This is a genomic window from Burkholderia sp. Ac-20384 (assembly GCF_017104605.1).
GTDB classification, from domain to species: domain Bacteria; phylum Pseudomonadota; class Gammaproteobacteria; order Burkholderiales; family Burkholderiaceae; genus Burkholderia; species Burkholderia lata.
Genome location: NZ_JAAGPE010000117.1, coordinates 1 through 11,934 on the forward strand (window position 1 = coordinate 1; position 11,934 = coordinate 11,934).

Below are 11,934 nucleotides of genomic sequence, written 5' to 3' on the forward strand. Positions count from 1 at the left end.
TATCGGCCTCACCGCGCCCGACGACATCTGGCGCCGGCTGGGCAACCGCCTGCGCGCGCGCGGCGCCGGTGCGCCGTCCGGCTATGCCGATCCGCAAGGCGCGCTGCCGCTGCGCGAAGCGATCGCCGACTACGTGCGCCGCTCGCGCTCGGTGCGCTGCGATGCCGGCCAGGTCGTGATCACGAGCGGCACGCAGCAGGGGCTGCATCTCGCGAGCCAGGTGCTGCTCGGCGCGGGCGATCAGGCGTGGGTCGAGAATCCGGCCTATCGCGGGATCACCGCGCTGCTCGACAGCACCGGGCGGCGCGACGCGATGGTGCGGGTGCCGGTCGACGCCGACGGCATCGACGTCGAGGCCGGCATCCGTCTCGCGCCCCATGCGCGGGTCGCCTTCGTCACGCCGTCGCATCAGTATCCGCTCGGCATGCCGCTCAGCATGGCGCGGCGCAATGCGCTGCTCGCGTGGGCGCGTGCGCAGCGCGCATGGGTGGTCGAGGACGACTACGACAGCGAGCTGCGCTACGAAGGCCATCCCTTCCCGTCGCTGCAGGGGCTCGACCCCGACCGCGTGATCTACCTCGGCACGTTCAGCAAGATCCTGTTTCCGTCGCTGCGGCTCGGCTACGTGATCGCGCCCGACGATCTCGTGCCCGCATTCTGCGGCGCCCGCGCGCTGATGGATCGTCATGTGCCGACCGCCGACCAGCACGTGCTGGCCGCGTTCATCGCGGAAGGTCATCTCGACCGCCACATCCGCCGCGTGCGCGGCGTATATGCGGAGCAGCGCGCGCTGCTGATCGATACGCTCGGTGCGCGGCTGCCGCGCGAACGCGCGTGGGTGCAGCCGGGCGATCAGGGGATGCACGTCGTGCTGTGGCTCGCGGAAGGGATCGACGATCTCGACGTGGTCGAGCGTGCTGCGCAAGCCGGCGTCGCGGTGCGTGCGGTGTCGCCGATGTTCGCGCCGGGTACGGCCCGCCCGGGGCTCGTGCTGGGCTTCGGCGGGTTCGGCCGCGCGCAGATGGAGGCGGCTGCGCAGCGGTTGGCGGATGTGGTTGCGTCAGTGGAGTCTTGATCAGCGCGCATGTCCGGCGCCATTCCAGGCCGCGTCGGCCAAGGCCAAAAGTTTGCTGGCAGGCGCCGAAAGAGGTGTCGACATGTTATGAATCGCCAGAGTGTTAAACCATATCGGTTCGTCGACCTCGACGAACCTCACGCCGTGCCAGTCGAACATCTCGACGGAAAGCGGATCAACGAGCCCTATGCCTGCACCATGACACACCATGGAAGCAACGGTCAGCGTGTAGGCGGCCTCGATGACGACATTGAGTTTCTTGCCCCGATTCGCCAGCATCGCGTCGAGTTGACGGCGTGACGTATCTTTCGACGGCAACGCAATGAACGGGTAGTCCACCAGATCGAACAGCGAAACGCGGGATCGTTGCCCAAGGACATGATCCGCTGGCACCGCAAGTACTGCTCGCCGCCTTGCGATTGATCGGGCGACCAATCCATGCGTATCGATCAGTTCGGCGGCAAACCCTACGTCACATTGCCCGCTCGCAACACGCTCGCGCACCTCCTGGGACGAGTGAATTTCATAGCGAATAAGCAGATCCGGCAAGTCGCATCTCAATTGCGTGATCAAAGCAGGCAACGGCCCGTACCCCAGCGCGGGCAGACTCGCAATCGTCAGGATTCCGCTCCGCCCTTCCCGCAGACTGGTTGCCCGCTCCCGGATCACATCCATCCCGGCGAACATGCGCTCGACTTCGATCAACAGCGCCTTGGCCTCCGGCGTCGGGCGCAGCCGCGCACCATCCCTGTCGAACAACTTGAGGCGCAACGTCGCTTCCAATTGGCTGACGAGTCGGCTGATCGCCGATTGCGACGTGTGCATCAGATCCGATGCGCGGGTCGTCGTACCGGTCGTCATGACGGCCCTGAAAGCTTCGAGTTGGCGTGGATTCATCGACATCACCTATATCAATGGCGACTACCTGCAAGTCAAAACTGCATTGGGAACAACGTATCTGATCACGCATTATCTACGCGTCAAGTATCCATTATTGATATAGATCGGCCAACCAGGTCGACATGACTGAGAGGGCTTGTCGAATCGACAAGCCATGCTGACTCCCCGAGGACTGGTCCCATGAGCGTATGTATCGACGAAACGGAAATGCTTCGACTTTTCCGCGGTTCCGTTCCGCCGCGCCTGTGTTGATGCGGATGGGCTGTGGCAGGTTCCACGCGTGCCGCTTGAGGATCATCGCAAGCTGTCACTCATCCATTGCCTCGGGCAATGCTTCGACCTGCAGATGCCGCATGCACGCGCCCTGCTTTCAAATTACGAATCCGCCATATAGCGCTTCATCAGGGAAAAAGGAGCTGGCAATTGTCATCCGACCATCCTTCAAGAAACCACACAGGCACAGGCGGCAACGATCTACCGCCAATGGTCAACAACCTGTGGAAAAGCGGAGTCCTGCTAGCCGTCCTGGCCTCCTTCACCTTCAGCATCATGAATGCACTGGTAAAGGAACTCAGTGCGACACTGCCACCGGCCGAAATCGGCTTCTTTCGCGGCGTCATTGGTGCGGCGCTCGTGTATTTATTGATGCGGCGCGAGAGCGTGCCGTTCTCCCGCAATGACCTGTCCATGCTTGTCGTGCGCGGCTTGCTCGGTGCGTTCTATCTCGTCTGCTACTTCTATGCGATCGCGCACATTCCGCTCGCCGATGCGAGCATCCTCGCGCACCTCTCCCCGGTGTTCATCATCCTGCTCTCGGCCATCTTTCTGAAAGAGCACATACCCAGACAGGTGTGGTTGCTGCTCCCAGTCATCCTCGCCGGTGCCGTCTTGATCGTCAAACCCTACCAATACTCGAGTTACTCGATCTATGCCGGACTCGGCCTGTTGAGTGCGGTGTTTGCGGGGGGCGCACACGTCGCCATTCGCCAGCTCAGCATCAAGCATCATGCGTACGAGATTGTTTTCTACTTTCTGGCCATTGCGGCACTCGTGTCTGTTCCGCTGATGTGGAAGGATTTTGTCTGGCCGGATACGCCGCGCCAATACGGCCTCTTGCTGGCACTCGGGGGCGTTTCGCTGTTCGGGCAATTGTTTCTCACAAAGGCGTTTACACATGAAAGGGCATCGGTCGTCGCGATAACACGCTACATCGGCATCGTTTTCAATGCGTCATGGGGATGGATTTTCTGGCATGAATCGATGGACGTTGGATCAATCGCCGGCGGCATCCTGATCATCGTTGCCTGCATCAATTTGTCCCGACTCAAAACCTGAATCGTTGGGATGACACCCTTGCGCCAGGACGAAGCACGCATCGCGGGCGCGAGGCCGCGCGACGATTCGCGGACGTGGTTTTGTCAGCGGAATCGCGGCCGCGCGTGCCGTAAAAGGTTGTCGGCGGGCAACAAACGTAATCGTCTGTAAATCCTGCAAGCAAACGGCCGTTTTCACGGCCGGCACTCCTGCGCCGTTTGCTAGGATCGCGCCTCTTCCATCCGCGCTCCTGCCGCCTTGAACCGCTTCGTGCCGCTTCTCCGAAATGCGTGGCTCCGTTGCCGCGCCCGCGTCGCACCGTTCGCCGCTGCCTGCGGCGCGCGCCTCCGCGCGCTGGGCGCCGGCGTGCTGCATCGCCTGCGCCATCCGACGCGCCGCGGCGTCGCGCTGACACTCGCCGCGATCCCGGTGCTCGGCCTGCTGGTGCTGCTCGCATTCGTCCCGTTCACGCCGAGCATCGGCGACATCCGCAAGGCGCGCATCGACCGCCCCGCGCGCGTGCTGTCCGCCGACGGCCAGCTGATCGCCGAGTTCCGGCCCGTCAACCGCGAATGGGTGCCGCTCAAGCAGATCTCGCCGCACATGGTCGACGCGTTGATCGCGACCGAGGACCACCGTTTCTACGCGCATCACGGCATCGACTTGCGCCGCACGATCGCAGCCGGCCTGCATACGTTCTCCGGCGACCGCCAGGGCGGCTCGACGATCACGCAGCAGCTCGCACGCAACCTGTATCCGGATGAAGTCGGCCGCGCGCCGACGCTCACGCGCAAGGTGAAGGAGCTGATCACCGCATTCAAGATCGAGTCGGTGTACAGCAAGGACGAGATTCTCGAGACCTACCTGAACACCGTGCCGTTCCTGTACAACGCGTACGGCGTCGAAATGGCCGCGCGTACCTACTTCGGCAAGTCGGCCGACCAGCTCGACATCGTCGAAAGCGCGACGCTGGTCGGGATGCTGAAGGGCAACAGCTACTACAACCCGGTGCTGAACCCGGAGCGCGCGGTGCAGCGGCGCAACATCGTGCTCGACCGGATGGCGCAGATGCACATGCTGACGCCGCAGCAACTCGCGAAACTGCAGCGCCAGCCGCTGCGCGTCGACTTCGAGCCGCAGTCGGGGCAGCCCGGCCTCGCCCCGCACTTCGCGGTGCAGTTGCGCAAATGGCTGATCGCGTGGGCCGATCGCAACAATTACGATCTGTACTCCGACGGACTCGTCGTGCGCACGACGCTCGACGCGCGGCTGCAGGACATGGCGACACAAGCGCTGACGCGGCAGACCGAACGGCTGCAGGCGATCGCCGACAGCGCCTGGCGCGGCCCGTCCGGCTGCGGGCTGCGCAACGACCTGTTCCGCGGCTTCATCCGCCAGACACCCGAGTATCGCCAGGCCCGCGACACGGGGCTTGCCGATGTGCCGGCGCTGAAGCAGCTCGGCGCCAACCGGGAATTCATGCGCACGCTGTGCGAGCGCAAGACGCAGGTGCAGGCCGGTTTCGTCGCGATCGATCCGCGCAACGGCGCGATTCGCGCGTGGGTCGGCAGCCCCGATTTCGGCAGCGAACCGTTCGATCACGTGTCGCAGGCGCGGCGCCAGCCCGGCTCGACGTTCAAGCCGTTCGTCTATGGCGCCGCGTTCGCGGACGGCATGCGGCCGGGCGATACGTTCGTCGACCGCCCCGTGGCGATCCCGATCGACGGCCGCGCGGTCTGGCGCCCGACCGATGCCGAGCCGCCGACCGATGAGCCGATGACGCTGCGCGACGCACTCGCGCTGTCGCGCAACCGCATCACCGCGCAGGTGATGCGGCACGAAGGCGCCGCGAAGGTCGCACAGCTCGCCCGCGCGATGGGCGTGCGCGAGAGCCCGCTCGACGCAGTGCCGTCGCTCGCGCTCGGCACGAGCCCCGTCACGCTGAAGGAGATGGTGTCCGCGTACGGCACGATCGCGAACCGCGGCGTGTACGTCGCGCCGCAGATGATCACGCGCATCGAGGATCGCGACGGCAAGGTGCTCGCCGCCTTCGACAGTGCGCCGCCCGAACGTGCATTGCCGGAGCCTGCGGCGCAGACGCTGGTCGACGTGATGCGCGACGTCGTCGATCGCGGCACCGGCGCCGACATCCGTTCGCGCTACGGAATCCGCGTCGACGTCGCCGGCAAGACGGGCACGACGCAGGACAACGCGGACGGCTGGTTCATCCTGATGCATCCGCAGCTCGTGGCCGGCGCGTGGGTCGGCTTCGACGACGGCAGCGTGACGCTGCGCAGCGACTACTGGGGCGCGGGCGCACACAGCGCACTGCCGATCGTCGGCACGTTCTACGATGCGGCGCTGCGCGCGCGAGCGATCGATCCGCACGCGCAGTTCTCGCCGGACTTCCGGCCGCGCAGCGCACCGGCGCCGCGGCGACGTGCGCCGCATCCGGGCCTGTTCGACTGGCTGAGGTTCTTCCGCTGATCGGGATGCCGGCGGGCCACGCCGGCATCCACGACAGCGGCCCCGCCTAACGAAGCGTCGTCGTCGCTTGCCCGTCCGCGTACAGCCATACCGGCACGCCGTCGTCGCGCAACGCGGCGACCGGTTCGCCCAGGCTCCAGTTCTGCGCGACCGCGACACGGCGGACGAACCACGGCATCAGCATCGCGTGTCCGGCGGCGTCGCGATCGTCGTCGAACAGCGCATCGTCGCCGATCCGTGTGTAACGCGCCGGATGCAGCACGGTGCCGTCCGCGCGAAGCACCGTCGCCCGCACATCGTTGCCGCCCTCGTCCTGCACACAGGCCAGCCAGCCGTGATCGGCGCCCCAGAACAGGCCGGCCACGTCGTCGTAGCGCCCCTGCGCGACCGTCGCGCCTGTCTCGAGATCGCAGATCGCGAGCTGCGCCGGCTCGCCCGGCAGGACGCCGATCGCGTAACGCGCGAACAGCTCGCCCGGTACGGCTTCGTCATCGGGCAACCACGGCAATGCCCCCATGTTGACGAAGTCGAACGGCGTCAGCACGCGGCCCTGCCCGTCGACGATCGAGCAACGCCCGTCGTCGCGCCGGACGATGTGGCGGACCGCACCGAGCTCGGTCAGCATGTCCGTGCGTTCGTCGTCGGTCAGCCTCGCGACTTCCGCGTAATGCGGCGCGACGACGACCCGGCCCTTCGCATCGACGAGCCCGACGTGACCGTTGCGCCGCGCGAGAAAGGCGCCGCATTCGGACGACCATTCGAGCGCATCCCACTCGGGCTGCGCGCGCCATTGCCCGTCGCGCCCGATCAGCCCCCACCGCCCGCCTTCGGATACCGCCGCGACGGTGCCGTTCTCGAATTCATGCGCATCGTCGAAACGCGGCGGAATCACCCACGCACCGTGCGTATCGACGAAGCCCCAGCGGCCGTCCAGGCTCGCGGATGCGACCCCGCCGGTGAAATCGCCGAAATCGTCGAGCGACGGTTCGAGCACCCACGTGCCGTCCGTGCGCACGAGTCCGAACCGCTCGCCGACGCGCACGCAGGCGACGTCGCCGCTGAAATCCCACACGGCGTCGAATGACGGTTCGCGCACGATCCGCATCTCGTCGCCGTCGCGGTCGACATCGCCATCGGCGAACAGCAGGCCGACCTTCCCGTCGCGCGCGGCCCACAGCAACCGGTCGTCGCGCGCGCCGCTCGTCCACAGGTTCGTCCACTCGGGCGGCACGATCACGTGCCATGCGTCGTCGGTTTCACGCCGCACGCCCCACAGGCCGTTGCGTGCGCGAAAGCTGAACGTGCCGTAGCCGAGCCAGTTGCCGTGCACTTCGCCGGCATCGAACATCTCGGCAAACGTCACGCCGCGCGGCGGCTCCTGACGGATGAAATAGTGATGCGACATGCAGCCGAACCCGAAGCCCCACGCCCAATCGCGCCAGTCGGGCGGCGACCCGATCTCGAGCGCCACGCGCACGCCACGCACGTCGCGGAAGTCCATGCAGTTCGCGACCTGCCACCACAGGCGCGTGCAGGTATCGCGCTCCTGGTCGATGTAGTCGTCCGGATCGCCGCCGTCGAGCCACGACAACTCGTCGAGATTCGCGGAAAACCGGGGGGCGCCGTGCGCATCGCCAAGCGCGTCGATCGACTCGCCGAGATGACGTACGACCGCATCGAACTGGCGCGCGAGCGCCGGATCGTCACCGCGCAGCGGATTCGCGACGACGAACGACGCGAGCCGGCTGAGTCGCGCATGCGCCGCACGCGCGTCGCTGGCGAGATTCGGCGTGCCGGCATCGCCGAACACGCGCTGATCGGTAATCGCGTCGCCCGCGCCGCCGCCGGCGAGCAGCACGCGCCACAGCAACGGAAAGTGATTGTTGGATTCCGCGAGCGCGATCGTTCGCGCGTCGTCGCCGTCACCGGCCTGGAGATACAGCCATGATCGATTGCCCATCGAAAGGGTTGCCCTCGTCTTTATTGTTGCTGTTTTCGTGTCGGCGCTCATTATAGGAGCGCGCGATGACGAAGGCTGTTGCCGGTGCCACGCCCGGCACCGGATTAGTCCACCCGGACGAAGCGGCGCCGCTGCGCGGCGCGCACCATCGGCGTCATCGTTCAACGACGGTGGAGCCCGCATGACCCACAGCGCAGTCGAGATCGCGAACCTGCTGTACCGCTACGCCGAGTTGCTCGACGCCGGCGACCTGCCGGGTGTCGCCGAGCTATTCCGGCACGCGCGCATCAAGACGCAGGACGGTGCGCCGACGATCGGCGCGGATGAACTGCTCGCGCTGTTCAACGCGAGCGTGAAGCGTTACGCGTGCGGCACGCCGCGCACGAAGCATATCGTGAGCAATCCGATCATCGAGATCGACGAAGCCGCGCATCGCGCGACGGCACGCTCGTACTACACGGTGCTGCAGGCCGTCGACGGGTTCCCGCTGCAACCGATCGCGGCGGGCCGCTATCGCGATGCATTCGAACGCGTCGACGGGGTGTGGCGCTTTTCGTTCCGCGATTACACGTTGTTCGATTTCGCGGGCGACCTGCGCTACCACCTGAACCTGAGCGAAGCGCCGGCCGGTTGAAGCACCGGCCGATGTAAGACACAGCCGCGCTCAGCCTGCGGCAAGCTTGGCAGCAAGCGCGTCGAACTCCGGCGCCCACGCCGCACGCCATGCGGCCTTCGTCGCGTCATCCACCCATGCTCCGTCGATCCCGTTCAGCATGAACTGCTTCAGCTCGGCCACGGTGAAGCCGAAATGGCTGAACATCAGTTCCCACGCCTCGGACGGATTGACCTTGTGCAGCGTCGGATCGTCGGTGTTCGGATGGATCTTCAGCCCGAGGCCCGGCATCTTGCGCATCGGGTGCAGTTCCGCCCATTGCTCCGGCGGCAGCGTACGCAGGTAGTACGAATTCGTCGGCACGACGGTGAAGACGATCCCGCGCTCCGCATAACGTGCGCACAACTCCGGGTTGTCGACGATCGTATAGCCGTGATCGACGCGATCGACCTGCAGCAGATCGACGGCCGTCTCGACGTTGCGCCACGGCATCCCGAACTCGCCCGCATGTGCGGTCGTGCGAAAAACCGCCGCGCGCGCATTGCGGTAAGCCTTCCAGAACAATTCAGGCGGCCGGTCGTTCTCGCGATAGTCGATCCCGAGCCCCGCGACTTCGTCCGCGCGGTTCGCCTTCATCCATTCGACGATCGCCACGGCTTCGTCCGGATCCTGCTCGCGGTCGATGCTCGGAATCAGGCGCGCGCCGATCCCGAAGTCGCGCGCGGCGTCGCGGATCGCCGTCACGATCGCCGCCTGCGCGTCCGCATACGCGATGCCCGACACACGCACCGTACCCGTCGGATTCCAGAAGAATTCCGCGTGCCGGACGTTGTGCGCGGCCGCATCCTCCAGATACTCGTAGGCGATCCGCCGCAGGTCGTCCGGCTGCGTGAGCAGATACTTGTCGAGCGCGCGCAGCACGTGCAGCACGCCGACCGGCTTCTCGCCGCGCGCATAGAACGCGTCGATTTCAGCGCGCTCGATCGGCGCGCCACTGCGCTCCGCGAGCGCGACGAACGTGTCGTGCCGCACCGCGCCGAGCAGGTGGCAATGCAGCTCGACCTTCGGCAGCGCGTGGAAGAAGGCCCGATGGGCCGGCGTGATCTCGATGCCCGTGCGCGCGGCCGGGACGTTACCTGGTGTTGCGTTCATTGCAGTCTCTTTTTCGGTAGTGCCGATGCGTCGCGAAAGCCGTCTCTCAGTGCGGCTTCACGACAGTCCAGAAGTAATAACCGAGCGGAAACGCGAGCACGACGAGCCCCCACGACACATCGCGCCAGCGGCCGGCCAGCAGCTTGACGAGCACGTAGCACAGCAGCCCGCCCGCGATGCCGGTGCCGAAGCTGTTCGACATCAGCGTGAGCAGCACCATCGACATCACGGGCAGTGCATCGGTGAAGTCGTCGAAATGCGTATGGCGGATCGTCGCGAACATCGACAGCCCGATCAGGATCAGCGCCGGCGCGGTCGCCTCTTTCGGGATCGCGAGCGCGACCGGCACGAACAGCAGCATCGCGGCGAACAGCACGGCTGCCGCCAGCGACGACAACCCGCTGCGGCCGCCGGCCTCGACGCCCGCCGCCGATTCGATCAGCGCGGTGAGCGCGGGAATGCCGAACACGGGCCCGATCGTCGCCGCGAGCGAATCGACGAGGAACGGCCGGTTGATGTTCGGCAGGTTGCCCTGTTCGTCGAGCAGGTTCGCCTTCGCGCCGACCGCGAGCGCGGTGCCGAGCGTCGAGAAGAATTCCGCCGCGAAGAACGCGAACAGGTACGGGGCGGCCGCGAGGCTCAACGCGCTGCCGATGTCGAGCTTGAACGCGATCGGCGCGATGCTGTGCGGCAGCGACACGAACGACGCGGGCAGGTGCGTGACGCCGAGCGGCACGCCGGCCGCGGCCGCGACGAGGATCGCGATCAGGATCGCGCCGGGCACCTTGCGCGCCTGCAGCACGATCGCGACCGCGAGGCCGATCAGCGCGACGAGCGCACCCGGCCGCGAGAAATCGCCGAGCGCGAACGCGTTGGTCTTCGCGTTCGCGACGACCATCCCCGCGTTGCGCAGCCCGAGCATCGTGACGAACAGCCCGATCGACGCGCCGAGCCCGAGCTTGATCTGCACCGGTATCAACCGCACCACCACGCCACGCGCGCCGAGAATCGTCAGCAGGAAGAACAGCACGCCCGATACGCAGGCGATGCCGAGGCCCGTCTGCCAGCCGACGTGCTCCGTCGTCGCGAGCGTCACGCCGATGATCACCGAGCCGCCGATGCCGGGGCCGACGAGGAACGGCAGGTTCGCATAGAGCCCCATCAGCGTGGTGAACAGCACGAACACGAGGATCGTCGCGGTCGTCGCCGCGCCGCGCTCCATCCCGCCCGTCGCGAGCAGCGACGGGATCACGACGAGCAGGTACGCGGCCGCGAGAAACGACGTGACGCCCGCGATCGTCTCGGTGCGCACGCTGGTGCCGCGCGCGGCGAGCGCGAAGCGGCGTTCGAGCCAGTTGGCCGGCGCTCGCGCCGGCATCGTGTCAGTCGCTGACATGGTGGTTCTCCTGTGATTCCGAATATTGTCCTGTGTCGATTCACGCAGCGCGGTCTTATACTGCCGCGTACCGCATCCCGACCGTTATTGCCCGATGTCGTCCGACCGCTCGTCGCTGCTGCCCGCGCTCACGCTGCGGCAGGTCCAGCACTTCGTGGTACTTGCCCACGCACGCAGCTTCACGCAAGCCGCGCAGGCGCTGTCGCTCACGCAGCCCGCGCTCACCGCGTCGATCCGCCAGATCGAGTTCCTGCTCGGCGGGCGCCTGTTCGCGCGCTCCGCGCACCGGCTCACGCTCACTTCCGCCGGCGAAGCCGTGCTGCCGCTCGCCGAACGCCTGCTCAACCAGGCGCGCGGCACCTTCGACGACATGACGCGGCTGATCGGCGAACGCATCCAGACCGTGCGCATCGCCTTCATCCCGTCGGTCGCGGGCCGCCTGCTGCCCGCGCTCAACGCACTGCGCGACGCGCACCCGACGCTGCGCTTCACGCTCACCGACCTGCCGAACAGCGCGCTCGTCGAAGCCGTGCGTGACAGCGTCGCCGATCTCGGCATCGGCGTGCGCGAACCGGACAGCGACGACGGCACGCTGCGCTACCGGCAGCTCTTCGAGGACGAGATCGTGATCGTCGTACGGCATGACGATCCGCTCGCCCGCGCGAAGAGCGTCACTTGGGCGAAGCTCGTCGATCGCGAGCTCGCGGTGTTCGTGCGCGGCAGCGTCAGCGAATCGCTGCATCGCACCGGCGGCGCCGAGAAGCTGCGCCTGAACGTCACGTACCGGATGGAATACACCGAACCGCTCTACGCGCTTGCGTGCAACGGCCTCGCGACCGCCGTTCTGCCGAGCCTCTACACGATGCATCTGCATGATCCCGAACTCGTTGCACTGCGCGTCGACAAGCCGCGCGTCACGCGCGCGATCTCGCTGATCTCGCTCGCCGGCGACGATCGCGGCCCGCACGTGCGGGCGTGCCGCGAGTGGATTGCGAAGCACATCTGATCACGTTCACGTTCACGTTCACGTTCACCGG

At 66.5% G+C, this 11,934-nt stretch carries 9 protein-coding genes; 5 read left to right on the top strand and 4 right to left on the bottom strand.

From position 1 onward, the window contains the following. The coding region (locus tag G3O00_RS21580; RefSeq protein ID WP_206144265.1) for a PLP-dependent aminotransferase family protein at positions 1-1,075 on the top strand (1,075 nt) is incomplete at its 5' end. Here the strand turns inward: G3O00_RS21580 and G3O00_RS21585 are convergent. After that, on the bottom strand, positions 1,076-1,972 hold the full coding sequence (locus tag G3O00_RS21585) for a LysR family transcriptional regulator (RefSeq protein ID WP_174935601.1): 897 nt from the start codon (positions 1,970-1,972) through the stop codon (positions 1,076-1,078). Between the two features lie 486 nt (positions 1,973-2,458). On the opposite strand from G3O00_RS21585, the gene G3O00_RS21595 reads away from it, so the two are divergent. Then, entirely contained in the window at positions 2,459-3,310 is an 852-nt protein-coding gene (locus tag G3O00_RS21595; RefSeq protein ID WP_206144266.1) for a DMT family transporter, read from the top strand. A 237-nt stretch (positions 3,311-3,547) separates the two neighbouring features. Further along, positions 3,548-5,776: a transglycosylase domain-containing protein gene (locus G3O00_RS21600; RefSeq protein ID WP_206144267.1), complete on the top strand. Its 2,229-nt coding sequence runs from the start codon at positions 3,548-3,550 to the stop codon at positions 5,774-5,776. A gap of 46 nt (positions 5,777-5,822) precedes the next feature. Here G3O00_RS21600 and G3O00_RS21605 read toward each other — a convergent pair whose 3' ends face one another. Then, positions 5,823-7,736: a WG repeat-containing protein gene (locus G3O00_RS21605; RefSeq protein ID WP_206144268.1), complete on the bottom strand. Its 1,914-nt coding sequence runs from the start codon at positions 7,734-7,736 to the stop codon at positions 5,823-5,825. Positions 7,737-7,917: 181 nt separating this feature from the next. Between G3O00_RS21605 and G3O00_RS21610 the strand changes: the two genes are divergently transcribed. Next, positions 7,918-8,370, top strand: coding sequence for a nuclear transport factor 2 family protein (locus G3O00_RS21610; RefSeq protein ID WP_206144269.1), 453 nt, complete (start codon positions 7,918-7,920; stop codon positions 8,368-8,370). Positions 8,371-8,400: 30 nt separating this feature from the next. Here G3O00_RS21610 and add read toward each other — a convergent pair whose 3' ends face one another. Continuing rightward, positions 8,401-9,501, bottom strand: coding sequence for an adenosine deaminase (add, locus tag G3O00_RS21615; RefSeq protein ID WP_206144270.1), 1,101 nt, complete (start codon positions 9,499-9,501; stop codon positions 8,401-8,403). Between the two features lie 46 nt (positions 9,502-9,547). Further along, positions 9,548-10,897 carry an NCS2 family permease gene (locus G3O00_RS21620; protein ID WP_206144271.1) on the bottom strand — a complete coding sequence of 450 codons (1,350 nt, stop codon included), beginning with the start codon at positions 10,895-10,897 and terminating at the stop codon, positions 9,548-9,550. Between the two features lie 94 nt (positions 10,898-10,991). Here G3O00_RS21620 and G3O00_RS21625 point away from each other — a divergent pair, with 94 nt between their 5' ends. Next, entirely contained in the window at positions 10,992-11,903 is a 912-nt protein-coding gene (locus tag G3O00_RS21625; protein ID WP_206144272.1) for a LysR family transcriptional regulator, read from the top strand. Positions 11,904-11,934 lie beyond the last annotated feature (31 nt).

Bases quoted from the DNA above. Each gene is read 5' to 3' on its own strand.
- G3O00_RS21610 (WP_206144269.1), top strand. From the start codon at position 7,918: ATGACCCACAGCGCAGTCGAGATCGCGAACCTGCTGTACCGCTACGCC.
- G3O00_RS21585 (WP_174935601.1), bottom strand. From the start codon at position 1,972: ATGAATCCACGCCAACTCGAAGCTTTCAGGGCCGTCATGACGACCGGT.
- G3O00_RS21620 (WP_206144271.1), bottom strand. From the start codon at position 10,897: ATGTCAGCGACTGACACGATGCCGGCGCGAGCGCCGGCCAACTGGCTC.
- G3O00_RS21595 (WP_206144266.1), top strand. From the start codon at position 2,459: ATGGTCAACAACCTGTGGAAAAGCGGAGTCCTGCTAGCCGTCCTGGCC.
- G3O00_RS21605 (WP_206144268.1), bottom strand. From the start codon at position 7,736: ATGGGCAATCGATCATGGCTGTATCTCCAGGCCGGTGACGGCGACGAC.
- G3O00_RS21625 (WP_206144272.1), top strand. From the start codon at position 10,992: ATGTCGTCCGACCGCTCGTCGCTGCTGCCCGCGCTCACGCTGCGGCAG.
- add (WP_206144270.1), bottom strand. From the start codon at position 9,501: ATGAACGCAACACCAGGTAACGTCCCGGCCGCGCGCACGGGCATCGAG.